We start from the raw sequence: 24158 nt of genomic DNA, 5'->3' as shown, positions 1-24158 counted from the left end.
TCTATTCATCTACTAACCAAGTACGCAGCAGGTTGACGAATTCTTCTGGCCGCTTTCTAGCGAGCGTTTCGAGCTGCTTACGTACTTGATTGTCATTCGTTACATTTTCGATATCGATCGTTGGAAGCTCTGCCTTCTGAGATGCAATGTTCATTTCTTGATCAATTAGTTGTTGTGAAGCTGCTTTCTTGCGTCTTCTGATTGCCAAACCAATAAATGCTCCGATGGCTAGTGCCGCCAGCGCTAATGCTCCGTAAGTCAAGTACGTTGACGTCTTAGTTGCATTGGCATCCGATGATCTAGCAAAAGAATGGGCAAAAACTGTAACTTTTTTCTGTAATTCATCGTCAGTATAAGTAGTTTTATTATCAGCAAGTGCCGTTCTAACAATATTCACCAAAGCGTTCTGAATAGCTGTTTTCGTTTCTGCCGTTAACGAGTTCGGATCATCTCTAACAGGTGGCTCAATGCCGACATTAATACTTACATCCTTTACTACAAAAGGTGTTGAGATAATATCATTTGTTATACGATCCACTTCATAATTGACGGTTTTGCTGTTTTTCTCAGATGTGGAATTCCCCGAGTTGGATGCTCCCGGATAACCAGGAACGTCCGTTTCGCCTGTACCAGGCACACCGCCATTATCCGTCCCTTTATTTTGGTAGGATTCATTGGCTTCCTGCAAGGAGATTTCGATCCCTTTTTGATCCGCTTGATTTGGTGCTCGGACAAGCTGCTCCTTGGTTTTCTTTTGATCAAAATTCATTGTTGTAAACACGCTAACACTAACTTTATCACGTCCAAACATCGTGCCCAGCATAGAGTTAATATTCTTCTGTAAATCATTACGGAACTTAGTATTGATATCGTCATTCCCCAGCCGTGCGTTTGCAGAACCGTCATTAAACTTATACGAAACTAAGTTTTGATCCGAAATGGTGATATTCTCAATCGGGAGATTCTTTATGCTATGTGAGACTAAATTGTAAATCGTATCCACTTTGGGTTGATCCAACGAATAACCCTGCTTGATTTGCAGAACAACAGATGCCGTCGCTTTCTCAGCCTGTTGCTGTAAGAAAGGACCTTCTTCTGGAAGAGAGATGTTAACCTTGGAACTTGAAATGGCTTGGTTCGAATTAATAAGTTGTTGAAGCTCTCCTTGAATGGCACTCAAGTATTTCACTTTGAATTCATTATCTGTGATCCCGAATGAACTGCTGCCACTAAAAACTTCAAAGCCTAAGGAACCGTTCTTATTCAATCCTTGTGACTCTACAGCAAGCTTCACATTAGCGACTTCAGTTGTCGGTACTTCTATACTTTTGCCGTCCGCACTCAAATGATAAGGTATTTTTGCAGTATCAAGATATGATTTTATATTTGCAGCATCACTTGGCTGTAGTTCTGTGTACGCCAATGAATAGTCTGTCTTCGACAAATTAACACTTATAATTGCAGCAGTTAGAATTAGTAAGAATACGGTTGCTATAAAAATAATTTTCGTCGTTCGATTATAACGATTCCAGTATTGCTTCACCTTTTCCCAGTACTGGAGCAGGTTCTCGTTCACTCTGTCACCTCATTGACCCAAATTTAGCAGCATCTCTATACTTACAGCTGCATTCTCATAACTTCTTGGTATGCCTCGATCACTTTATTTCTGACTTGAACAGTAAGTTGAAGTCCTAATGAAGCTTTCTCAGAGGCAATTGTCAATTGATGGACATCGGAAAGTTCCCCTTTAATGAAGCTTTCGTTCAACTGATCAACTTGCTTTTGTTGTGCGCTCAAATTATTCATTGCATCATTGAGGAAAGAACCGAATTTCTTGCCAAGATCATCAGCTCCCTCTCCCGAGTTATCCTTAGGTTGAATGGAACTCATTATATTTGTCGGATTGTAGCTAATTTTGTCGATCATCCCGCAACCTCCTATATTTTCTATCTACCAATTTCCAAGGCTTTTGTAATCAACGCTTTGCTAGCATTTAAAGCGGTCACATTGGCTTCATATGATCTAGTTGCTGAAATCATATCTACCATTTCTTTGGTAATATCAACGTTCGGCATATAAACAAACCCATTAGAATCTGCATCTGGATGAGATGGATTATATACTTGCTTCAAAGGAGACTTATCTTCGAATATTTTGTTTACTCGTACGCCCTCGCCAGTTCCATCAGCCATCGCTGTGTTCAGCGATTGTGCGAAGCTTGGTTGTGACTTCGTTTCGAATGAAACCAATTTTCGCGTGTAGGGCATCCATTTTCCGTCAACAAATTTTGCTCTTGTCGTATCCGCATTGGCAATGTTAGAGGAAACAACATCCATACGTAGTCTTTGTGCAGTTAATGCCGAGGAACTGATGTCAAATCCATTAGTAAGTCTCATTATGTATTACCTACCCTCTATGACAGTCCGCATTTTTTTGAAATCGCTGTTCATTTGTTGAATCATTGTATTGTATTTAAGTTGGTTTTTGGCCATTAATGACATTTCGTAGTCCATATCTACATTGTTCAAGTTACTGTTAATTGCTGTCGAATTATCTAATTTAACTTCAGAATTGGGCAGCTTAGTAGACTTACCAATCACAAAGTGCCTTGGGTCTGTTCGAAAGCCATCTATGGAAGGTGTATTCGCATTCAATTGTCCTTGTAAAAGCTCTTCAAATGCAACTTCGGAACGTTTAAAGTTAGGAGTATCCACATTGGCAATGTTATTCGCTACCACTTTCTGTCTTAGCGTCGATGCGTCCAGCGATCGCTCCATCATATTCCAACTAGGTTTGTCTATTAAAGACATAAACGATTCCCCTTCACTCCAATTAATATTCTACTACTACTTCAACATCGGGATAATTGATTCCTTCTTGTTTCGACATTATTCTCGATTTCCGATACGAATTAGTTCTATATGTAGAATTATGTAAACCTTTGACTTATACTCTTTATCATCTAAGATATTACGTTAAGTTACAATAAGAAAAAAGCCCTATCTTTTTACCAGATAGGGCTTTACCATTTAATAGTTACAATTTCGACTTCATCTGCTCAATGCTCTGCATTAATTGTTCGTTTAATATACGGATATAAGTGCCTTTCATACCTAGAGACCGAGTTTCAATCACACCAGCACTTTCCAGTTTACGTAGGGCATTTACAATCACTGAACGTGTTATGCCCACACGATCAGCAATTTTACTCGCGACAAGCAATCCTTCTTTGCCATCCAGCTCCTCAAAAATATGTTCGACAGCTTCCATCTCACTGAATGATAAAGAGCCTATTGCTACTTGAACGACTGCTTTGCTGCGGGCTTCCTCTTCAATTTCTTCCGCACGTTCTCTTAATATTTCCATCGCGATTACGGTCGAACCATATTCCGCAAGAACCAAATCATCATCGATAAAGTGACCTTCACTTCGACTTAGGATCAAGGTTCCGAGACGATCACCACCGCCAATAATTGGCACTAGAGTCGTATGCGTTGAAGGAAACATATCTTTCATTTGATCCGTGTAATAAAAATACGGACTGTCTGGCTCCGATGTTGACGAAGTTTCCTCAATTTTTAACAGTAAATTATTTGACTCAATAGGGAACCTGCGTTCAATGAGAATGGTTTGATTCATTTCAGGCGATACAGGATCATTCGTAACCGCATAGCCTAAAATCTTACCTTTACGGCTGACTACATAAATATTAGCGATTACAACATCTCTCAGTACTTCTGCCATATCCATAAAGCTAACCGCATTACCCGCTTCTTTTTGGAGTAACCGATTCAGCCTTCTTGTTTTATTTAATAAACTCATGTAACTGCCTCCTACTAACTGCAACCTGCATGTTTCTTATAAGATATACTGACTTAAATCTCGATTTTGAACAATACTGCTAAGCTTCTCGCGTACATAAGCTGGGTTAATCACAATAGACTCTAAAGTGATTTCTGGCGCTTCATATGATAAATCTTCCAGCAATTTTTCTAAAATCGTATGTAAACGACGAGCTCCGATATTTTCCGTTTGTTGATTGACTTCAACTGCAATGCGAGCAATTTCATGAATAGCTTCCTCCGCAAACTCAACAGTTATACCTTCTGTTTGCAATAAGGCTGTATATTGTTTGGTCAAAGCATTCTTGGGTTCTGTTAAAATGGATACAAAATCCTCTAATGTTAAATCACTTAATTCAACGCGAATCGGAAATCGGCCCTGCAGCTCTGGAATGAGATCAGATGGCTTGGCAATATGGAATGCCCCAGCCCCAATGAATAGCACATAATCCGTTTTAACTGGTCCGTACTTGGTCACAACCGTCGAACCCTCAACAATAGGCAGAATATCTCTTTGTACACCTTCGCGCGAAATATCCGGTCCGCTGCCGCCGCGGTTACTACTTGCTATTTTATCAATTTCATCTATAAAAATAATGCCGCTTTGCTCCGCACGGTTAATCGATTCCTGAATAACATCATCCATATCAATTAATTTCTGTGCTTCTTCCTGTGTTAGAACTTTCCTTGCTTCTTTCACAAGCAATTTCCGTTTTTTCGTCTTTTTCGGCAGGAGACTCCCAAACATTTCTTGCATATTCATTCCGGCTTGCTCATTGCCTTGGCCACCAAGCATATCCAGCATAGAAGGCGCCGTGTCTTCTACCTCAATTTCAACGTGATCATTCTCTAATTTACCATTGGATAATTGTTCAGCAACTTGAATTCGCTTCGAAGCCAGATTAGGATCGGGCGTCGCCTCTTCTTGCTCATCTTTATTTTGCCCGCCAAACAGCATCTCGAGCGGGTTACGCTGTGTTTTGGCACGCGTAGGACTCGGTGCAAGCAAAGAGACTAATCGCTCATTAGCAAGCTTCTCTGCGCGATCCTTGACCTTTTCCATGCGCTCTGCTTTGACCATGCGTACAGCAGTCTCGACCAAGTCACGCACCATAGATTCCACGTCACGGCCAACATAACCGACTTCTGTGAATTTGGTGGCTTCTACTTTAATAAAAGGTGCGCCAACCAACTTCGCTAGTCTACGCGCAATCTCCGTTTTCCCTACTCCTGTAGGTCCAATCATGAGAATGTTTTTCGGCACAATCTCATCTCTCATGCTTTCATCGACAAGATTTCTACGATATCGATTCCGCAGAGCGATGGCAACGGATTTCTTAGCTTTTTTCTGTCCCACAATGTATCGGTCAAGTTCATGCACGATTTGTTTAGGCGTAAGAGAGCTGTTTGTCATATGTGATACCCTCCTTAAATTTAGGCTAAAGCCAATTGATCAATTGAGAGCGTGTGCGATTGGGATTACAGAAACATACGTTCTAGACTATTCAATCTCTTCAACAATAATATTATGGTTGGTAAACACACATATTTCAGCTGCAGTCGTCAACGCCGCGTGAGCGATTTCCTTTGCACTAAGCTGAGGCGCATGTCGATGAAGCGCTCTGCCCGCCGAAAGCGCGAAGCTCCCGCCAGAACCGATTGCCAATATGCCATCATCCGGCTCAATGACTTCCCCATTCCCTGAGAGCAACAGAAGACCCGAGGCATCCATCACAATCATCATGGCTTCCAGTCTGCGTAGCACACGATCTTGGCGCCAATCCTTTGTTAGCTCAACCGCTGCACGCTGAAGGTTGCCATGGTGTTCTTCCAGCTTCCCTTCAAACTTCTCAAAGAGCGTTATCGCATCAGCGACAGAACCGGCGAAACCAGCAATGACTTTACCTCTATGTAAACGCCGTACTTTTTTGGCCGTGCTTTTCATGATCATACTGTTGCCAAATGTCACTTGACCATCGCCAGCAATAGCTCCTTTGCCTTGGTGACGGATCGCAAAAATCGTTGTCGCATGAAACGTTGCTTGATTGGGTTCCATTTCGATTCACCCCTCTATAAGAATCATATCCGTTAAAGAGATCTCACTTTGCATATGAGTCGCAAAAATGAGAGAAACCTCTAGCGAGGTCCTTAAAGTTGAGAAGACCGCATCTAGAGGTAAATGTATGATCAAACGAATGAAAAATGCAATAAAACATTAATTTATAGTAACACAGTGGATCATCCTATGACAACTTATTCAGCAACTGTTTTCACAAAATTCTGAATACTCTCTAGTGCGCGGTTAGCCAGCTTTTCATATTTTTCTTTTTTGTTACGAATACGCTCTGGCAGCGCTGGCAGAAGACCAAAATTGGCATTCATCGGTTGGAAATGCTTGAAGTCTGCTGTCGTTATGTATTGTGCCATACTGCCCAATGTAGTTTCAGCGGGTAAAACCACGCATTCTTGGCCTTTCGCCATACGACCTGCATTAAGACCAGCAATCAACCCTGAAGCGGCAGATTCGACATATCCCTCAACGCCAGTCATTTGACCTGCAAAGAATAGATTCTCGCGGCGCTTGTATTGATAAGTAGGCTCAAGCAATTTAGGTGAGTTGATAAACGTATTGCGATGCATAACGCCATAACGGACGAATTCCGCTTGCTCAAGCCCAGGAATTAGCTGCAGTACGCGCTTCTGCTCTCCCCATTTCAAATGCGTTTGGAACCCTACTAAATTGTACAAAGTACCTGCGGCATTATCTTGACGAAGCTGTACGACTGCATGTGGCATTTTACCGGTATGTGGATTAATTAAGCCAACAGGCTTCATAGGTCCGAATAACACCGTTTGTTTACCACGCTTAGCCATAACTTCAAGCGGCATACAGCCTTCAAAATAAATTTCTTTCTCGAATTCCTTTAATTCGGCTACCTCAGCTGTAATGAGCGCCTCATAGAATACGTTAAACTCTTCTTCTGTCATCGGACAATTCAGGTAAGCCGCCTCACCCTTATCGTAACGTGAAGCTAAGTAAACCTTGTTCATATCGATGGAGTCTTTCTCAACAATTGGCGCAGCCGCATCGTAGAAATATAGATATTCTTCGCCCATCAAAGATTTTAACTCCGCTGCTAGATCTGGTGAAGTTAAAGGACCAGTAGCAACTACAACAATTCCCTCTGGCAGCTGCTGAATCTCTTCATTCCGCACCTCGATTAACGGGTGATTCCGCAGCGTATTCGTCACCGCTTGAGAGAATCCGTCGCGGTCAACCGCCAAAGCTCCTCCAGCAGGTACAGCATGCTCGTCAGCGCAAGAAAGGATAAGTGAGTCCATGCGTCTCATCTCTTCTTTCAGTACACCAACGGCATTCATGAGACCATTGGAACGTAGCGAATTGCTACATACAAGTTCAGCGAACTGGTCCGTTATATGGGCAGGAGTTTTCCTTACATTACGCATTTCATATAAAGTAACAGGAACGCCTTGACGGGCAATTTGCCACGCGGCTTCACTACCTGCCAATCCTGCGCCGATGACTGTTACTCTTTGATTTTCTGGCAAAATCAGACACCTCTAATCTTTCATATCATTCTGTGTTTTCGGAATCATCAACTGCTTCTTCCTTAAAATCACATTGTGTACACTGTATCATTACGCCATTTTTGCTGCGTTTCTCAATCATCATCGAGCTGCAAGCTGGGCATGGCTTATTGACTGGTTTATCCCATGAGACGAAATCACAGGTTGGATATTGATCACATCCATAGAAGACACGACCTTTTTTACTTCTGCGTTCTACAATTTTACCCGCATGACAAGTCGGACACGTCACACCAATATCCTTGATAATTGGTTTCGTATTCCGGCAGTCTGGGAAACCTGAGCACGCTAGGAACTTACCGAAACGCCCCATTTTGTAGACCAGATGCTTCCCGCACTTCTCACAGATCTCATCCGAAACTTCATCTTGGATCTCAATTTCTTTCATTTCCTCTTCAGCAAACTCTAAGCGCTTTTCAAAGGAAGTATAGAAGGTATCCAGTACTCGGACCCAATCCTCTTTCCCCTCTTCGACAAAGTCCAACTCTTCTTCCATATGAGCTGTAAACTCGATGTCCAGAATTTCCGGGAAAAATTCTTGCATTAATTGGATGACCAGCTCGCCTAGCTCCGTTGGCACGAACTTCTTCTCTTCAATGGCCACATAGCCACGCTTCTGAATCGTTTCTAATGTAGGGGCATACGTACTTGGTCGCCCAATCCCCATCTCCTCAAGCGCACGGACTAAACGTGCTTCTGTGTATCGTGGAGGCGGTTGCGTAAAATGCTGCTTCGGTTCGACACTCTGCTTAGGCAATGAATCGCCCTTCGATAGAGGCGGCAGTAACTTATCCTCTTCTGTCGTGCCGTCATCATTACTTTCAACATACACCTTCATAAATCCAGCAAACTTCATTTTAGAGCCATTTGCTCTAAAAATCGTTTCACCTGCATGTAAATCAATCGTCATTGTGTCAAGGATGGCAGATGCCATTTGACTCGCAATAAATCGATCCCAAATCAGCTTGTACAACCGGAACTGATCTTTACTTAGGAATTCCTTCATTTGATCCGGTTCACGAAGGACAGAAGTAGGTCTGATCCCTTCATGCGCATCCTGTGCATTCGCATTCTTCTTCAGATACTGACGTGGCGTCTCCGGATAGAAGGTCGGGCCGTATTTCGTCATAATTAACTCTCTTGCTTCTTCTTGGGCAATAGGAGAAATCCGCGTAGAGTCCGTACGCATATACGTAATTAAACCGACGGTACCTTCTTTTCCTAAATCGATACCTTCATATAATTGCTGCGCCACAGACATAGTTTTGGATGCACGGAAATTTAACTTTCTCGCTGCTTCCTGTTGCAAGGAGCTTGTAATAAAAGGAGGGGAAGGATTACGTTGACGCTCTTTCTCTTTCACTTCTTTCACAATAAACGCTTCGTTACCCATTGCAGCAAGAATCAAATCGACATCTTCTTGTGAATGCAGTTCTTTTTTCTCACCATTGTGGCTATGATACTTGGCTTCAAATACAGTTTTACCCGCATCAAGAACGGCAGTAATGGACCAGTACTCTTCTGGTTCAAACGCTTTAATCTCATTTTCACGATCTTGTATTAATTTCACCGCAACGGATTGAACGCGGCCTGCTGATAGCCCTTTCTTCACTTTTTTCCAAAGCAAAGGACTAATTTTGTAACCAACAAGTCGATCCAAAATCCTACGCGCCTGTTGTGCATTCACTAAATCTTGATTGATGCGCCGGGGCGTCTTAAAAGCATCCTTAACCGCTTCTTTCGTAATCTCGTTAAAGACTACACGACAAAGCTCTTCAGGACCTACAGCCAAATAGTGAGCTAAATGCCAGGCGATTGCTTCACCTTCACGATCCGGATCCGCCGCCAGATATATTTTTTTCACTTTTTTGCTTGCGTCTTTGAGTTCTTTAAGGATAGAACCCTTTCCACGAATCGTTATGTATTTAGGCTCAAAGTTATTATCGACTTCTACGCCAATTTGGCTTTTCGGAAGGTCGCGAATATGACCCATCGAAGCTTTTACGATGTATTTACTGCCTAAATATTTGCCGATGGTTTTGGCTTTTGCTGGTGACTCAACAATGACTAACGAATCTGCCATGGTTCGTCCTTCCTCCCCTCTTGGTTTCAAGGTAAGTTTACTTGGCGAGAAGCAAAACTTCGTGATTAGCCTATGCTCGAATGTAAGTTGAACCCGGAAGCTGTTTAATCGCCTTTTTCAATACCAAAGATAACAGAACTGCATGCAAATGTCCAAACGTAAATTGACTGTCTTCTAATATAGTATCTATAGAGATCGGTGTATCTGACATCTTTCGAACAATTTCGACCTCATCTTCAGTAAGTGAATAAGACGGTTCGCGCTTTAAAGCAAGTCGCATTTCATCCATATTAATGATGTGTTTATAATCTTCGACAATTTCCTCGACGCTGGTGACTAATTTCGCACCATCCTTCAACAGCTTGTGAACACCGCTGCTTTGGCGAGAGTTAATTGGACCCGGAACAGCGAATACATCACGCGAGGCGTCTAGAGCAAACTCAACAGTGATGAGTGATCCACTATCGTCCGCTGCCTCCACAACCGTAACACCTAAAGATAATCCAGCAATGATTCGATTCCTCTGCGGAAACATACCAGGGTGCATGCGAGTGCCAATCGGGTATTCTGAAACAATGACGCCTTCTTGTTCAATGTTTCGATATAACAGGGCATTCTCGCGTGGATAGATCGAGTTGATCGCACATCCAAGCACAGCCGCTGTCTTCGCCTTCCCTTGCAGTGCTCCAATATGAGCTTTGCTATCTATCCCTCTTGCCAGCCCGCTGACAATCCCAAACCCTGCTCGAGAAAGCGCAGCCGCCCACTCTTCAGCAATTTTCTTTCCGTATAGCGTTGGAGTTCGCGTGCCTACGATGCCAAGTAAGTGCCCTTTTAGAAACAAAGGATCACCTTTCACATACAGCACCCACGGAGGCTGCGCGATTTCCTTCAGAATTGCTGGATAACCCTCGTCGAGCCGAGTCAAAATCTGAATGCTGTGTCTTCTATATAGTTGTAATTTCTGCTCAATGAAAGCAGGGGTAAATCGTGTAGCTATTGTCTCTGCAATGGATGCTCGAATTCCACAAGAGGCGATCTCACCTGCTGTCAAATCCATTAAAACGCTCAGCTCAGGGAAACGGCTTATCAGCTGATATATCGTTTTCCATCCTACACCCTCAAGTTCATGCAGCCCAATTAAACAATAACGATTATCCATTAGTATATACACTCCTTTCGTGAATGACAAATTTATGCATCAATAAGAATAAAAAAAACCTCCCAAATCCCAATTAAGGGAAATGGAAGGTTGCTTACCTTCGTGAAACGAAGCTTATTTTTTTGTGATAACTTTATCTAGCATACCTTTTTCTTCAAGTACGCTAACGAGTGTTGAACCCATTTCGGATGGTGTAGCCGCGACACGGATACCGCATCTTTCCATCGTTGCAACTTTCTCAGCAGCTGTACCTTTACCACCAGAAATAATGGCACCAGCATGGCCCATACGTTTTCCTGGAGGCGCTGTTTTACCGCCGATGAAGCCAACGACAGGTTTCGTCATGTTTGCCGCAACCCACTCTGCTGCTTCTTCTTCAGCCGTTCCGCCGATTTCACCGATCATGATAACAGCGTACGTATCTGGATCTTCGTTAAAACGTTTAAGGATGTCGATAAACTCGGATCCTTTAACTGGGTCTCCACCGATACCAACTGCGGAGGATTGTCCAATTCCACGAGTTGTTAATTGGTGTACAGCCTCGTAAGTCAATGTTCCGGAACGCGAAACAACACCTACATGACCTGGTGTATGAATGTATCCTGGCATAATACCGATTTTACACTCGCCTGGTGTAATCACACCTGGGCAGTTTGGTCCGATAAGAACGGTATTTTTACCTTCTAGGTAACGCTTAACGCGTACCATGTCAAGAACAGGAATACCTTCAGTAATACAGATAACCAATTCAAGTTCTGCTTCAATCGCTTCGATGATGGATTCTGCTGCGAATGCTGGTGGTACATAAATAACGGATGCTGTTGCACCTGTTGCATTTTTAGCTTCTACAACGGAGTTGAAAACTGGCAGCTTAACAAGCTCACCATTCTCTAAAGTAATATCTACTGTCGTGCCGCCTTTACCAGGAGTTACGCCACCCACCATTTGCGTGCCATAATCCAGACCGCCTTTGGTATGAAACAAACCCGTAGCGCCGGTAATCCCTTGAGTAATGACTTTAGTATCTTTATTGACCAAAATACTCATGATCGATTGTTCACATCCCTTATATATTTTTCAAACCGCTCAGGTTTGATTACTTAACAAGTGCAACGATTTTTTGTGCGCCATCCGCCATGGAATCAGCAGCAACAATGTTCAATCCGGATTCGTTAAGAAGCTTTTTACCAAGCTCCACGTTAGTTCCTTCAAGACGAACTACGAGTGGACGGGAAAGTCCTAGCTCTCTAGCAGCAGCTACAACACCTTCAGCGATGACATCACAACGCATGATACCACCGAAAATGTTAACGAAAATCCCTTTAACTTGCTCATCAGACAAGATGATTTTGAAAGCTTCAGTAACTTTCTCTTTTGTAGCGCCGCCCCCTACGTCTAGGAAGTTAGCAGGGTCTCCGCCGTAGTGCTTGATAATGTCCATAGTGGCCATAGCAAGTCCAGCGCCGTTAACCATACAACCGATGTTTCCATCAAGTGCGATGTAGCTAAGGTCATATTTGGAAGCTTGGATTTCTTTCGCATCTTCTTCTTCAAGGTCACGAAGCTCAACGATGTCTTTGTGACGGAAAAGAGCGTTAGAATCGAAGTTTAATTTCGCATCAAGTGCCATAACATCGCCAGAACCAGTTACAACCAATGGGTTGATTTCAGCAATGGAAGCGTCTTTCTCAACGAATGCTTTGTACAATGCAAGCATAAATTTAACGGCTTTGTTAACAAGCTCGTTAGGAATGTTGATTGCATAAGCAAGTCTACGTGCTTGGAAGGATTGAAGACCGATTGCTGGGTCAACAACTTCTTTGAAAATTTTCTCAGGAGAGTGCTCAGCTACTTCTTCAATCTCCGTACCGCCCTCTTCAGAAGCCATCAAAACGACGCTGCCTGTCGCACGGTCAACAACAACACCTACGTAATATTCTTTCTTAATGTCACAGCCCTCTTCGATCAAAAGGCGTTTAACTTCTTTACCTTCTGGACCTGTTTGGTGAGTGACAAGTACTTTACCTAGAATTTCGCTAGCATATGTACGAACTTCCTCGAGGCTTTTAGCTACTTTAACGCCGCCTGCTTTACCGCGACCACCGGCATGAATTTGTGCCTTTACTACAACAACGGATGTTCCAAGTTCTTTTGCTGCTTCAACTGCCTCATCAACAGTAAAAGCAACCTTTCCGTTAGGAACGCTGACTCCGTACTGTCTCAGGACTTCTTTGCCTTGATACTCATGGATATTCATTTCCTAAATCCTCCTATCAGTATGGACTTTCTATACGTGCTATACAGGGAAAAGTGTAATTTCCAATTGACGTTGTGCACGAGAAACTATCTTGCTACCGGAATTAGTATCACACTTCTTCGCAAGCCCTAACCATTGTATCACATTATTTTCGACAGTTTCTTTATTTTTTTCGTGAATCCATTCAATTTTTCCTTTCACACTGAAAAAATTTAACTATCACGTCACAAATAAAAAAACGTATTTCTCATGTACTGAAAAATACGTCGTGCTTCAACTTGATTAAAAGAACGAAGTTGGTGTTGAATTTACCCGAGGTTCGCGCTCTGCTTGCTTAATAAAGCGCATTTCATTCGCTGAAAAGTTACAGATCAAGCACTGAATCGTGGGCTCAGGCTCGGGAATGACGCCAGGATCATGGAATTCGGTAATATTCCCGGAAAGCGCATCCTTTAGAAAAGACTGCGAATAGCTCGTGATTACATTAAATTTAATACGATTTGAACGACAATTGGGACAAAAATATGGTTTTTCCTGCATATCATCACCTCATCTTCCAGTATGTGCATGTCGCACATTTTTAAAACCTGAAAGTTCATCGACAATATTTGCGTAATTTTACCAATTGCGATTATAATTAAAATCATATATCGGATCAATAAGGAAGCACCTTTTATCCAATTCGAACTCAGTTCTAGTAACTGTGAATTCTATGGAGAAGAAGGTGTTTTTTATGTATGGCAAAGTCATGAGTGCCTGTTTACAAGGAATTGAAGGGCGACCCATTGAAGTAGAGGTCGATATTTCGAGCGGGTTACCTCAAATAAATCTGGTTGGACTCCCAGACTCAGCGATTCGAGAATCCGTTGAACGCGTTCGTTCATCGATTAAAAACGGTGGTTTCACATTCCCTATGGACCGTATTACGGTTAATCTTGCTCCTGCTGATTTGCGGAAGGAAGGCTCATCATTCGATCTCGCCATTGCCGTTGGCATTCTCATTACCACAGGTCAGGTGCATGTAGAAGGGTTCGCCACCACATTATTTCTTGGAGAACTTGCATTAGACGGATCTCTACGTCCCATCCCAGGGGTACTGTCGATGGTCCACGCCGCCAAAAAGATGGGTATTAAACGAGTTTGCTTATCAACAGCTAACGCGCCTGAAGCCGCATTAATCGAAGGTGTTGAAGTATATGTAATTTCGAATCTTGCCGACCTCAAGAAATGGAACAAAAGTTCGTATCGTGAATTTATGTATCAGATTGCTGATCGAGAACGAAACGAGCCCTCCACTACACTAAATCAACATGCTAGTTATGCGGAAGATTACGCCGATGTTAATGGGCAGCATCAGGTTAAACGCGCCATGATGATTGCAGCCGCTGGCATGCATAATTTACTCCTCCTTGGTCCTCCAGGAACTGGAAAAACGATGCTAATTAAGCGTCTGTCTTCCATCCTTCCACCTTTGACAGACCGCGAAGCACTAGAGGTTACGAAGATATATAGTGCTTCAGGAAAGCTGAGTGATCGGTCCACACTGATGCGCGCAAGAACGTTTCGTGCCCCGCATCACTCTATTTCAGCTGCTGGTCTCGTCGGTGGAGGAACCATCCCCAAGCCTGGTGAAGTCAGTCTATCTCATCGAGGTATTCTTTTCCTAGACGAACTGCCGGAATTCACACGCAATGCACTTGAAGTACTCAGGCAGCCTCTTGAGGATCGATATGTGATGATTGCCAGAGCAAGAGCTGTGTACACATTCCCTTCTCATTTTATTTTAGCTGCTGCTATGAATCCATGTCCCTGCGGCTATTACGGTGCTGAAACGGAGGCTAACGCTTGCATCTGCAGTCCGGCAAAAATTGTTCAATATCGCTCCAAAATTTCAGGTCCTCTTCTCGACCGAATCGATCTTCATGTAGAAGTCCCTAAACCAAGCTATGCCCAATTAAAAGACACTGCTACTAACCTATCTTCCAATGAAATGAGAGCCAAGGTCATGCAAGCCCATTTGCGACAACAGAAACGTTACGCCGGGACAGACATTCAGCATAATAATGAATTAAGTGGAAGATTAATTAGGGAAATTTGCCAGTTAACGCCCGAAGGTGATCAACTTTTGCGGATTTCTTTCGAGGCATTGGGATTAAGTGCGCGTGCGCATGATCGGATTTTACGGCTAGCACTCACAATTGCGGACCTAGACGGTTATGATTCTATTCTTCCCTCTCATCTAGCGGAAGCCATTCAATATCGGAATCTGGATAAAAACCAACGTGTGGAAGAGATTGAGATTTAACCAAATATCAATGATGGGGTCATGCTTGAAAATAAAAGCCTTCTGACTCGTCATTAGGATAAATGACTGTCAAAAGGCTCCCTGTATATGTACAATCTTCGGTTCTGCGTTAAGGTCGGTCATTTCAACTGCTATGACATCGAATTGTATGGATTGCTCGTATTTCTGATAGCGATGCATATAAAATTGTGCAATATCCCGTACCTTCGCCTGTTTGCGATAATCTACGGATTCTTTGGCAGTACCAAATCGGCTGGAAGGACGTCTCGTTCGAACTTCAACGAAAATAAGTTTATCGGCTTTCCCAGCTATGATATCGATTTCACCTGAACGACATCGCCAGTTTCGCTCGATTATCTGGTACTCTTGATCAACAAGGTATGCGAACGCCAGCTCTTCCCCTTGTCTTCCCAACAGTTTACGATCATCTTTTGGCAGTTTATTCATCTAATCGTGCCTCGAAGTTCTCATCCGCCCATCGGACCGATATATAAAACTAAGTACCTCAGCTACCAATTGATAAAGCTCCGGAGGAATTTCTTGATCCAGGTCAAGTTTAGATAATACCTCAACTAACGATTTATCTTCTTGAATGGGAATGCCATTTTCCTTCGCTTTTTGTAAAATCGCTTCAGCCATATGCCCTTTCCCTTTGGCAATGAGGGTTGGGGCTTTCTGTACTTCTGGTGAATAGCGAAGAGCTACCGCCTTCTTAATCGGGGTTAGCTGCGATTCTTCAGGTGCTTTTTTGGAAGGACTCATGCGCGAACATCAACCCCTTTATAGGTTCTAGGTCGATAAAGTTCACTTAAATCTACCCTTCCATCCAACGATCCTATTTTACCAGCCTCTTCCTTCCCTTCCTGAACTTCAAGCGGCTTCGGATATGGCGAACATTTTAATGAAATGAACTGATAGCCGACACTGTTCATGGCAGCTACAATTTCTTCTTTAGAAGATTCCATCAATCCCGCTAAAGCTGGATGATCATTATGAATGTTTAACGAAACAATTTTGTTAACGACTTGAACATCTAGCAATGTATTGCCCATGACTTTCATTTGAAGATCAAACAAAAGCCGACAGTTGCTGGCATCTACCTCGCCACGGCTACCTTTGCGGGATTGTATATGAATAGCTGCCGTTTGCTGTCCGGAACTGTCCAAGAATGGGACAAACATCGTCATTTGAGTAAACATCGCATTCTTGTCATTCGTTAGCATGAGCTGCTGCCCCGTAATTTGGCTGACAGCTTGCTGCGCGGCTTCTTTTAGTGGGGCTGGAGTATCCTCTGACGCTGTGAGCTGAAGCAGTAGACTCTTAAGCGTTTCCGTTACTGCTGGCTTCACGGTATCGCCTTGTTGATTTTCCGAAGCGTTGGTGCTAAAAAGCGAAAATGAGTTATCTGTCGCTTGTTGGCGCACCGGCGTTGAATTGCCGCGCTCGTCCAGCTTTGCGGCGACACTTACTGCAACATGGGATTCGTGCTCAACGCCGACGGCTTTGAGCATCTTGCTGATCCAGTTGGTTTCTGGATCAGCCTGCGGCTCGATCGGAGGCGCTGCGCTGGCTCGCGCCTCTCTGGTTGCAAGAGCCCCCTCCTGCTTCGCAAGGGGCTCTTGCGCGGGCAAGGGCGCTAGCGAACCCGCTTGCAGCGGTTCGCCTTGCCGCACAGGCTCAGCGCTGCGCGCCTGAGCCTGGTCGGCCGCCGGCTTCGCCGTGGCGGCCAGCGATGCCGCGCCAGCTGCCGGCGCGGGAGGTGCTTCGCCCGCTGCTGGCACGGCGGGCGGGGCTGTACCGGCAGCGGCCGCAGGCTCGCTGCCACGCGGCGCAGCCGCGGTACTGCCACCAGCCTGCGCAGCAGCTGGTACTGATGACCCTGCCTGCGGCGGCACAGCCGCAGGCTCGTCCGCGGCGGAGGCTGGCGCAGCCGGCTCCGCAGGACGCACAGCTGCGGCCGTCGCGCGCAGCTCCTTCAGCAGCGACACAACCTGCTTGGCGGTATCCGCCGCAGGATGTGTCGGGTCTTGCTCAAGCAGCGCGACCGCCTGCTGCTCGAGCTGTTCTAACACCCGGCCCGCCGAAGGGCCGGTCGTCACTTGCTTTAAAGCTTCCACAGTCGTAGGTGTAAGCGGCAATCCCTTCTTCGAGGCTAGCACAGCCGCTTGCAGCCATTCCTCTTTATTAGCTCCCTGTGGCATCTCTCGCATGACAGACTCGAATGCCTTCACATTATCCTTGGACACAGGAACGCCTTGCTGCTGCAATTGCTGAACCATTTGACGATTGCCTGCCGTATCCTTGACTTCAAAAGCTTTGAGAAGCTCACCGAGCGAGTCATCCGCAATCTGCACATCCGAAGCGACAAGCGGCTTTAATAGAATTTGACCGCCCTTGGATTCAGGTTGAACCTGCAGCATGGTCACATCACCTTGCTTTAGAGGCGTTTCCAGCTTTGCACGAACTAACGTACCACCTATATTCACTAGTGCTTCCTGTTCACTTAGGAGTTGAAGCACAACGCCTTTGACGATTTGTCCTACCTTTAATTCGAGCGTCTTCGGATCAGCCGCTGTTAAATCCCCAACCAGGTTACGAATTAAACTACTAATATTCATAAAGCTCACCTCGAATCTGATTCCACGTATGTATATTATCGGTGTCTGATGCCATTTTCGTTACACTAGATTGATTTAGATGAAATCAAATAAGAGCTGTTCGCTTTTCACTTCGTTCTCTAGCTTTTCATTCTCTTGGGCTTCGAGCTGCGCCATAATATTGCGAATAAATAATTTCCGGTGTAAAGGCGTAGGACCATACCTAAGCAACATCTCTCTATGGTGTTTCGTTGCATAACCCTTATGTACTGCAATTCCGTACTCTGGATACTGCTCGTCCCACTCCGCACACATGCGATCTCTCGTCACTTTGGCGATGATGGAAGCAGCTGCGATGGATTGACTTAATGCATCCCCATGTATAATCGCTGATTGAGGCAGGTCAATTTCTACCTTTTCAGCATCAACAAGTAAATAGTCCGGTACAATATGTAGCTTCTCTACAGCTTGTTTCATAGCTAATCTGGATGCTTGCTTGATATTCAATGCCTCTATACCCTCGACATCTACTATGCCAATGCCTACTGAAATGGCCTCATCCATGATCTGATCAAAAAGCAGCTCGCGTTTCTTTTCCGAAAGCTTTTTGGAATCATTGACCCCTTCAAGCACATATCCCTTTGGAAGAATAACTGCTGCAGCCACAACATCCCCAAACAAACACCCGCGACCAACCTCATCAATTCCAGCAATTGCCGTGAAGCCTTGTTCCCATATCTCTATCTCATGTTCTAGCACACTATCCGCCCCTTTCCATCATTTCATTATAAAGGAACGGCGCTTCGTCAAGCCAGACCCATTTTTTTCTACGTCCTCTCGGTACAAAAAGAAAAACCCAAGGCTTGCGCCCCAGGTTCTTCCTGTTTCGTTCATTAAAATGGTCTTTCCAAGGAAATACGGCCCATTTTCCCTGCTCTAAGATCACGAATAATAATGAGAGAAGCTTTGTCCAAATCGACCTTGCCCCCGCTCACAATAGCGCCGCGCTTACGCCCGATCGCCTCCATGACCTTCACCATCTCCTGAATATTATCCATATCCTCTGGCAACTCCTGAACCCCGAAGCGCTCTTGGATACCAGCTCCATAATGCTGAACCATATATTTAATGGTAAACAATGCTACGTCATCTAAATGCAGCAGTTCTTCCTTGATGGCCCCTGTTGCAGCCAACCGCATGCCAACCATCTGGTCTTCGAATTTAGGCCACAAAATCCCCGGTGTATCCAACAGATCCATTTCAGTACCGACTTTGATCCATTGCTGCCCTTTGGTCACACCTGGCTTATCTCCGGTTGCAGCAATTTTCTTACCTGCTAACTGATTAATCAGTGTGGACTTACCGACATTCGGAATCCCAACAATGAGCGCTCTAATCGCACGAGGATTAATCCCTTTGCGCAGCATCGTCTCAATTTTGTGGGCCCAAAGCTGTTTGACTCTAGGCAAAATCTCCTTGACATGCGTTCCGTTCGCAGCGTCAATCGGCAAGGCAGGTAAGCCTTGGTCCGCAAAGTATTTCACCCATTCGGCCGTCACTTGCGGGTCGGCAAGGTCATTCTTGTTAAGCAATACGAGACGGGGCTTGCCTTTTAAAATCTCATCAACCATCGGGTTCCGGCTGGAAAGCGGGATGCGGGCATCCAAGAGCTCAATCACGACGTCAATCAGTTTAAGCTTTTCCTCGATCTGTCTGCGAGCCTTGGTCATGTGACCGGGAAACCATTGAATGGTCATTTCTCTTCACCTCAAAAATGTATGAAACTTATTTTGTTCACCGGCCAGAAAATCACTTCTGCGCGGCCTACGATTTTATTGTAAGGCACAAACCCAACACTTTTGGTTCTGCTATCCTTGGAATTCGGTCTGTTATCACCCATAGCGAAGATCTCGCCTTCAGGAACTTTCGTTTCAGGGAAATCCAGTAACGTATTATACGGATGTCCTTCTTTCACTGCTTGATCAATCGCTTCCTGAATATAAGGTTGAGCGAGCTCTTGACCGTTAATGTACACCTTGTCCCCTGTTACTTTGACGGTCTCTCCAGGGAGTGCGATGACACGCTTGATATAATCTTTGCCTTCAGGTGCATGGAAGACGATGACTTCGCCGCGCTTCGGATCACGAATATCGTACACTATTTTATTGACGATCAATCGCTCACCCGTAAAGAAATTCGGATGCATCGAATCTCCATCAACAATAAATGGGGAGAAGAGGAACCAACGAATAATAATAACAAGTACTCCTGCAATTACTAGCGCTTTAATCCATTCCCACGTTTCACTTTTTGTTTGCACGGTCTTTGCTGGTGTAGCACTGATCGGCTGATTAGGTTGCATTTGATCGTTATGTTCCATCACTGACGGCCTCTCTTCCAGTTTTGGTATGATCTCTATTATGTCCTATTATGTACAGAAAAAATGAAAAGGAGACTTGACTGAACAAGCCCCCCATTTTACTATCGAATTTCTTTAATTCTTGCTGCTTTACCACGAAGACCACGCAGATAATAAAGTTTCGCACGACGAACTTTACCACGGCGAGCCACTTCAATCTTGTCAATCTTCGGAGAATGGAATGGGAAAGTTCTTTCCACACCCACACCGTAAGAAATTTTACGAACTGTAAACGTTTCGCTGATTCCACCGCCGTGGCGTTTAATAACAACACCTTCGAACAGCTGAATACGCTCACGTGTACCCTCGATAACTTTTACGTGTACTTTAAGTGTGTCTCCTGGACGGAAATTAGGAATATCCGTACGGAGTTGCTCTTTCGTAATCTCTTGAATAAGATTCATAGTTGACTCCCTCCTTCCACACAGGTGTTCATTCCGCTAATAGTTAGTACATCTAAGTTGTTATGCGTAGAGGACCACCAGACTCGAACTGTTGAAAAAATCACAACAGAATATATAATATCATAGTCCAAGGATAAATTCAATAGAGAAGATTCCGAGGACTTATATATCTTGCGCTTGCTCCTGCTTCTGTTTTTTCCATTCGGCTACCCAAATCTTCTCTTCTTTGGACAAAGCTCGACCCTCAAGTAAATCTGGCCGACGCTCCAACGTACGGATGAGTGATTCTTTAAGCCGCCATTTTTTCACATTGGCATGGTGACCTGATAACAGCATCTCTGGAACTTCCCAGTCTCTGAACTTCGCAGGTCTCGTATAATGAGGATACTCCAGAAGTCCTGTCGAGAAGGAATCCGTCACAGCGGACATTTCATTACCGAGCACCCCGGGTAATAGCCTCACTACGCTGTCTATAATGACCATAGCGGGTATTTCACCACCGGTTAGTACATAATCACCGACTGACAGCTCGTCCGTCACCAGATACTGTCTGATCCGTTCGTCATACCCCTCATAGTGACCGCAAATAAATACAAGATGCTCCTCACCGGCTAGTTCTTCCGCTTTCTTCTGCGTGAAGGTCTCACCTTGCGGACATAACAGGATGACCCGCGGCTTTACCTCTTCTCCCTCAGCTGTCCGATGTGTTGGCAAATCTTCGACGGCTCCAAAGATCGGCTCTGGCTTTAGCACCATGCCTCCACCTCCGCCGTAGGGATAATCATCGACCGTATTATGCTTGTTCGTTGAATAATCCCGGAAATTAACCGTGTCGAGCGAAACGATCCCCTTATCACGTGCTTTCCCCAAAATACTAGAAGAAAACACGCCCTCAAACATTTCCGGGAACAAGGTTAAGACATCAACTCTCATTCCATTAACCCTTCCATCAAGTGAATCCGAATCGTTTTGTTCGGAATATCCACGTTAAGGATGACATCATCGATGACTGGCAGCAACAGCTGCTTTCCTTTTGGCAAAGAAACAACCCACACATCATTCGCACCCGGTGTGAGCACTTCAGAAATAAGACCTAATTCTTGCTCTTCTTCCGTAACGACTTTACAGCCGATGATTTCGTGGTAATAATATTCTCCCTCTTCCAGCGGCTTTTGATCCTTCGCCTCAATTTTCAGCAGGGAGCCTTTGAACTTCTCAACATCATTGATGTTAGAGAATTGGCTAAACAACACGATAAATACGTTTTTATGTAAGCGGGACGTTTTCACTGTCACCGGCGTTTGCTTATTTTGAGAGTCTACAATGATCAAAGAATTTCCCACATCAAATCGTTCAGGAAAATCCGTTTCTGGTACTATTTTTAGTTCTCCACGAATCCCATGGCTATTTACAACTTTACCAACCGTCACTAGTTTTTCCGTCATATGCGCTTGCCCAACCTCCACATTAAATTACCTACTTGTCCATATGCGAAAAAAGGCTAGGAATTAAATCCTAACCTCATTTCTTATGAAACGATTTCAACGGCTACCCGTTTCGTTTCTTTCACAGCTGCCGACGTGACTACCGTGCGGAGCGATTTCGCAATCTTGCCTTGCTTGCCAATCACTTTTCCGACATCGTCGGGATGAACAGAAAGCCTGTACTCGATCTTGTCCTCTTTCTCCACCACAGCGACACGTACCTCTTCCGGATGATCGACAAGAGCCTTAGCAATTACGGTGATAAGATCCTTCATGAACCCACCCTCCGAAAGATAACAGATTACTTCTGTAATTTCAGCTCGTGAAACTTAGTCATCAAACCTGCTTTTGAGAACAGGCTGCGAACTGTATCGGACGGTTGAGCGCCAGTTTGAAGCCATTTAAGCGCTTTTTCCTCATCAAGAACCACAGCTGCTGGTTCAGCAATTGGATTATAAGTACCGATTTCTTCGATAAAACGACCATCACGCGGGGAACGGGAATCCGAAACCACGACACGGTAGAAAGGAGCTTTATGAGCGCCTACACGTTTAAGACGAATACGTACTGCCATTGAAAAATCACCTCCTACTTAGAATAAACAACCTTATTTAAAAGGGGAATTTAAATCCCTTACCTAACTTTTTCATGCCTTTGGCGCCTTTCGGGCCCATCATGCCTGAGAACTGCTTCATCATTTTACGCATATCATCGAATTGCTTAATGAAGCGATTGACTTCCTGCACCGAATTTCCGCTTCCCGCTGCAATCCGCTTGCGACGATTCGCATTCAGAAGCTCCGGTTTACGTTTTTCTTCGGTTGTCATGGATTTCACAATGGCTTCAACGCGAGCCATTTGCTTCTCGTCAACCTTCATATCTTTCATGCCTTTAATCTTGTTCGCACCAGGCAGCATTTCAAGAATTTGGTCAAGAGGCCCCATCTTCTTCACTTGCTCCATCTGCTCAATGAAATCCTCGAAGGTGAATTCGGCGTTGCGCATTTTGCGCTCCATCTCTTTCGCCTTGTCCATATCGATACCGGCTTGCGCCTTCTCGATTAAGGAGAGCATATCGCCCATTCCGAGAATTCTTGAGGCCATACGGTCAGGGTAAAATGGCTCTAACGCATCCATTTTCTCGCCGCTGGCTACGAACTTAATCGGACAACCTGTCACCGCTTTGACGGAAAGCGCAGCACCACCGCGTGTATCTCCATCTAGTTTGGTTAACACAACGCCTGATAATTCAAGCTGTTGGTGGAAGCTTTCTGCAACATTGACAGCGTCCTGCCCCGTCATCGCGTCGACAACTAGCAAAATCTCATCAGGACTCGTTGCTTCACGGACATTTTTGAGCTCGTCCATGAGGTTCTCATCAATGTGCAAGCGACCTGCAGTATCGATAATCACATAGTCATTGCCGTTATCCTTCGCGTGTTGAAGTCCTGCTTTCGCAATCTCGACAGGGTTCACTTTATCACCTAAGGAGAAAACCGGCACCTTCAGCTGTTCGCCAAGCACCTCCAACTGCTTGATCGCCGCGGGACGATAAATGTCACACGCGACAAGAAGCGGTCTGTGATTCTGTTTCAACAACATTTTAGCTAATTTGCCTGAGGTCGTTGTTTTACCTGCCCCTTGCAAACCCGCCATCATAATAACCGTCGGTGGTCGATTCGAACGTGCAAGCTTACTCTGTGTCCCACCCATAAGGGCCGTAAGTTCTTTGTTCACGATATCGATAACAACCATGCCTGGCGTGAAAGATTTCAGAACTTCTTGTCCGATAGCTTGCTCTTTCACCTTCGCAATAAAATCTTTGACGACTTTAAAGTTAACGTCCGCTTCAAGCAGTGCCAATCGTACCTCGCGAAGCGCTTCGCCTACATCTTCTTCCGTCAGCTTACCTTTGCTTCTCAGCTTGCCGAACACATTCTGCAATCGGTTTGCTAATCCTTCAAATGCCATGCGCTTCACCTCCTGCTTCTACCAAT

The 24158-nt window shown here is 44.6% G+C and carries 25 protein-coding genes; 1 reads left to right on the top strand and 24 read right to left on the bottom strand.

Features of this window, described 5'->3' with window-relative positions:
- Nucleotide 1: 1 nt before the first annotated feature.
- From fliF to sucC, 12 genes are all read right to left on the bottom strand, one after another.
- Nucleotides 2–1576 (bottom strand): flagellar basal-body MS-ring/collar protein FliF, encoded by a 1575-nt coding sequence (gene fliF, locus AC58QO_RS04865; RefSeq protein ID WP_497264134.1) that lies wholly within the window; start codon nt 1574–1576, stop codon nt 2–4.
- Between the two features lie 41 nt (nt 1577–1617).
- Nucleotides 1618–1926, bottom strand: coding sequence for a flagellar hook-basal body complex protein FliE (gene fliE, locus AC58QO_RS04860; protein WP_497264133.1), 309 nt, complete (start codon nt 1924–1926; stop codon nt 1618–1620).
- 20 nt (nt 1927–1946) lie between these two features.
- A complete protein-coding gene (flgC, locus tag AC58QO_RS04855; RefSeq protein ID WP_497264132.1) occupies nt 1947–2396 on the bottom strand; it encodes a flagellar basal body rod protein FlgC in 450 nt (149 codons plus the stop codon).
- Nucleotides 2397–2402: 6 nt separating this feature from the next.
- Entirely contained in the window at nt 2403–2810 is a 408-nt protein-coding gene (gene flgB / locus AC58QO_RS04850) for a flagellar basal body rod protein FlgB (protein ID WP_497264131.1), read from the bottom strand.
- Nucleotides 2811–3036: 226 nt separating this feature from the next.
- Nucleotides 3037–3822, bottom strand: coding sequence for a GTP-sensing pleiotropic transcriptional regulator CodY (codY, locus tag AC58QO_RS04845; RefSeq protein ID WP_477596325.1), 786 nt, complete (start codon nt 3820–3822; stop codon nt 3037–3039).
- 36 nt (nt 3823–3858) lie between these two features.
- Entirely contained in the window at nt 3859–5256 is a 1398-nt protein-coding gene (hslU, locus tag AC58QO_RS04840; protein WP_497264130.1) for an ATP-dependent protease ATPase subunit HslU, read from the bottom strand.
- An 87-nt stretch (nt 5257–5343) separates the two neighbouring features.
- Nucleotides 5344–5898, bottom strand: a complete 555-nt coding sequence (gene hslV, locus AC58QO_RS04835) for an ATP-dependent protease subunit HslV (protein ID WP_057315711.1) — start codon at nt 5896–5898, stop codon at nt 5344–5346.
- A gap of 197 nt (nt 5899–6095) precedes the next feature.
- Nucleotides 6096–7412 carry an FADH(2)-oxidizing methylenetetrahydrofolate--tRNA-(uracil(54)-C(5))-methyltransferase TrmFO gene (gene trmFO / locus AC58QO_RS04830; protein WP_497264129.1) on the bottom strand — a complete coding sequence of 439 codons (1317 nt, stop codon included), beginning with the start codon at nt 7410–7412 and terminating at the stop codon, nt 6096–6098.
- A 25-nt stretch (nt 7413–7437) separates the two neighbouring features.
- Nucleotides 7438–9534: a type I DNA topoisomerase gene (gene topA / locus AC58QO_RS04825; protein ID WP_497264128.1), complete on the bottom strand. Its 2097-nt coding sequence runs from the start codon at nt 9532–9534 to the stop codon at nt 7438–7440.
- Nucleotides 9535–9604: 70 nt separating this feature from the next.
- Nucleotides 9605–10696 carry a DNA-processing protein DprA gene (gene dprA / locus AC58QO_RS04820; RefSeq protein ID WP_497264127.1) on the bottom strand — a complete coding sequence of 364 codons (1092 nt, stop codon included), beginning with the start codon at nt 10694–10696 and terminating at the stop codon, nt 9605–9607.
- Between the two features lie 114 nt (nt 10697–10810).
- The gene (sucD, locus tag AC58QO_RS04815; protein ID WP_056624890.1) at nt 10811–11743 is read right to left on the bottom strand and encodes a succinate--CoA ligase subunit alpha; all 933 of its coding nucleotides are present in this window, start codon (nt 11741–11743) and stop codon (nt 10811–10813) included.
- 49 nt (nt 11744–11792) lie between these two features.
- Entirely contained in the window at nt 11793–12953 is a 1161-nt protein-coding gene (gene sucC, locus AC58QO_RS04810; RefSeq protein WP_497264126.1) for an ADP-forming succinate--CoA ligase subunit beta, read from the bottom strand.
- Between the two features lie 733 nt (nt 12954–13686).
- On the opposite strand from sucC, the gene AC58QO_RS04805 reads away from it, so the two are divergent.
- Entirely contained in the window at nt 13687–15258 is a 1572-nt protein-coding gene (locus tag AC58QO_RS04805; protein WP_497264125.1) for a YifB family Mg chelatase-like AAA ATPase, read from the top strand.
- Between the two features lie 69 nt (nt 15259–15327).
- On the opposite strand, the gene AC58QO_RS04800 is transcribed toward AC58QO_RS04805, so the two are convergent.
- The 12 genes from AC58QO_RS04800 to ffh all read right to left on the bottom strand — a co-directional run bounded on the left by AC58QO_RS04800 (nt 15328) and on the right by ffh (nt 24132).
- Nucleotides 15328–15705, bottom strand: a complete 378-nt coding sequence (locus AC58QO_RS04800) for a YraN family protein (protein ID WP_497264124.1) — start codon at nt 15703–15705, stop codon at nt 15328–15330.
- Nucleotides 15706–16020 (bottom strand): EscU/YscU/HrcU family type III secretion system export apparatus switch protein, encoded by a 315-nt coding sequence (locus AC58QO_RS04795; protein WP_497264123.1) that lies wholly within the window; start codon nt 16018–16020, stop codon nt 15706–15708. It lies immediately after the preceding gene.
- Nucleotides 16017–17876 carry a TP0910 N-terminal domain-containing protein gene (locus AC58QO_RS04790; RefSeq protein ID WP_497264122.1) on the bottom strand — a complete coding sequence of 620 codons (1860 nt, stop codon included), beginning with the start codon at nt 17874–17876 and terminating at the stop codon, nt 16017–16019. The genes AC58QO_RS04795 and AC58QO_RS04790 overlap by 4 nt, the downstream gene beginning before the upstream one ends.
- A gap of 75 nt (nt 17877–17951) precedes the next feature.
- Nucleotides 17952–18614 (bottom strand): ribonuclease HII, encoded by a 663-nt coding sequence (rnhB, locus tag AC58QO_RS04785; protein ID WP_497264121.1) that lies wholly within the window; start codon nt 18612–18614, stop codon nt 17952–17954.
- A gap of 134 nt (nt 18615–18748) precedes the next feature.
- On the bottom strand, nt 18749–19612 hold the full coding sequence (ylqF, locus tag AC58QO_RS04780; protein ID WP_056624869.1) for a ribosome biogenesis GTPase YlqF: 864 nt from the start codon (nt 19610–19612) through the stop codon (nt 18749–18751).
- 11 nt (nt 19613–19623) lie between these two features.
- Entirely contained in the window at nt 19624–20235 is a 612-nt protein-coding gene (gene lepB / locus AC58QO_RS04775; protein ID WP_497264120.1) for a signal peptidase I, read from the bottom strand.
- A 101-nt stretch (nt 20236–20336) separates the two neighbouring features.
- Nucleotides 20337–20678 carry a 50S ribosomal protein L19 gene (rplS, locus tag AC58QO_RS04770; protein WP_028558249.1) on the bottom strand — a complete coding sequence of 114 codons (342 nt, stop codon included), beginning with the start codon at nt 20676–20678 and terminating at the stop codon, nt 20337–20339.
- A 162-nt stretch (nt 20679–20840) separates the two neighbouring features.
- Nucleotides 20841–21611 carry a tRNA (guanosine(37)-N1)-methyltransferase TrmD gene (gene trmD / locus AC58QO_RS04765; RefSeq protein ID WP_497264119.1) on the bottom strand — a complete coding sequence of 257 codons (771 nt, stop codon included), beginning with the start codon at nt 21609–21611 and terminating at the stop codon, nt 20841–20843.
- On the bottom strand, nt 21608–22123 hold the full coding sequence (rimM, locus tag AC58QO_RS04760; RefSeq protein ID WP_497264118.1) for a ribosome maturation factor RimM: 516 nt from the start codon (nt 22121–22123) through the stop codon (nt 21608–21610). Before rimM ends, trmD begins: the two co-directional genes overlap by 4 nt.
- Before the next feature lie 83 nt (nt 22124–22206).
- Nucleotides 22207–22437, bottom strand: coding sequence for a KH domain-containing protein (locus AC58QO_RS04755; protein ID WP_028558246.1), 231 nt, complete (start codon nt 22435–22437; stop codon nt 22207–22209).
- A 26-nt stretch (nt 22438–22463) separates the two neighbouring features.
- Complete coding sequence (rpsP, locus tag AC58QO_RS04750; RefSeq protein ID WP_028558245.1) at nt 22464–22736, bottom strand: 30S ribosomal protein S16; 273 nt, start codon at nt 22734–22736, stop codon at nt 22464–22466.
- A gap of 37 nt (nt 22737–22773) precedes the next feature.
- Complete coding sequence (gene ffh / locus AC58QO_RS04745) at nt 22774–24132, bottom strand: signal recognition particle protein (RefSeq protein ID WP_497264117.1); 1359 nt, start codon at nt 24130–24132, stop codon at nt 22774–22776.
- Nucleotides 24133–24158 lie beyond the last annotated feature (26 nt).

Source organism: Paenibacillus sp. J31R30, assembly GCF_059692115.1.
This window is presented reverse-complemented; position numbering and strand designations above follow the sequence as displayed.

Excerpts from the sequence above, each read along its gene's own strand:
- AC58QO_RS04790 (WP_497264122.1), bottom strand. The coding sequence starts at position 17,876 with ATGAATATTAGTAGTTTAATTCGTAACCTGGTTGGGGATTTAACAGCG.
- lepB (WP_497264120.1), bottom strand. The coding sequence starts at position 20,235 with ATGGAACATAACGATCAAATGCAACCTAATCAGCCGATCAGTGCTACA.
- ylqF (WP_056624869.1), bottom strand. The coding sequence starts at position 19,612 with ATGACCATTCAATGGTTTCCCGGTCACATGACCAAGGCTCGCAGACAG.
- AC58QO_RS04805 (WP_497264125.1), top strand. The coding sequence starts at position 13,687 with ATGTATGGCAAAGTCATGAGTGCCTGTTTACAAGGAATTGAAGGGCGA.
- rimM (WP_497264118.1), bottom strand. The coding sequence starts at position 22,123 with ATGACGGAAAAACTAGTGACGGTTGGTAAAGTTGTAAATAGCCATGGG.
- rplS (WP_028558249.1), bottom strand. The coding sequence starts at position 20,678 with ATGAATCTTATTCAAGAGATTACGAAAGAGCAACTCCGTACGGATATT.
- dprA (WP_497264127.1), bottom strand. The coding sequence starts at position 10,696 with ATGGATAATCGTTATTGTTTAATTGGGCTGCATGAACTTGAGGGTGTA.
- flgC (WP_497264132.1), bottom strand. The coding sequence starts at position 2,396 with ATGAGACTTACTAATGGATTTGACATCAGTTCCTCGGCATTAACTGCA.
- sucD (WP_056624890.1), bottom strand. The coding sequence starts at position 11,743 with ATGAGTATTTTGGTCAATAAAGATACTAAAGTCATTACTCAAGGGATT.
- codY (WP_477596325.1), bottom strand. The coding sequence starts at position 3,822 with ATGAGTTTATTAAATAAAACAAGAAGGCTGAATCGGTTACTCCAAAAA.
- AC58QO_RS04800 (WP_497264124.1), bottom strand. The coding sequence starts at position 15,705 with ATGAATAAACTGCCAAAAGATGATCGTAAACTGTTGGGAAGACAAGGG.
- hslV (WP_057315711.1), bottom strand. The coding sequence starts at position 5,898 with ATGGAACCCAATCAAGCAACGTTTCATGCGACAACGATTTTTGCGATC.
- rpsP (WP_028558245.1), bottom strand. The coding sequence starts at position 22,736 with ATGGCAGTACGTATTCGTCTTAAACGTGTAGGCGCTCATAAAGCTCCT.
- hslU (WP_497264130.1), bottom strand. The coding sequence starts at position 5,256 with ATGACAAACAGCTCTCTTACGCCTAAACAAATCGTGCATGAACTTGAC.
- trmD (WP_497264119.1), bottom strand. The coding sequence starts at position 21,611 with ATGAGAGTTGATGTCTTAACCTTGTTCCCGGAAATGTTTGAGGGCGTG.
- ffh (WP_497264117.1), bottom strand. The coding sequence starts at position 24,132 with ATGGCATTTGAAGGATTAGCAAACCGATTGCAGAATGTGTTCGGCAAG.
- AC58QO_RS04795 (WP_497264123.1), bottom strand. The coding sequence starts at position 16,020 with ATGAGTCCTTCCAAAAAAGCACCTGAAGAATCGCAGCTAACCCCGATT.
- sucC (WP_497264126.1), bottom strand. The coding sequence starts at position 12,953 with ATGAATATCCATGAGTATCAAGGCAAAGAAGTCCTGAGACAGTACGGA.
- fliE (WP_497264133.1), bottom strand. The coding sequence starts at position 1,926 with ATGATCGACAAAATTAGCTACAATCCGACAAATATAATGAGTTCCATT.
- topA (WP_497264128.1), bottom strand. The coding sequence starts at position 9,534 with ATGGCAGATTCGTTAGTCATTGTTGAGTCACCAGCAAAAGCCAAAACC.
- AC58QO_RS04755 (WP_028558246.1), bottom strand. The coding sequence starts at position 22,437 with ATGAAGGATCTTATCACCGTAATTGCTAAGGCTCTTGTCGATCATCCG.
- flgB (WP_497264131.1), bottom strand. The coding sequence starts at position 2,810 with ATGTCTTTAATAGACAAACCTAGTTGGAATATGATGGAGCGATCGCTG.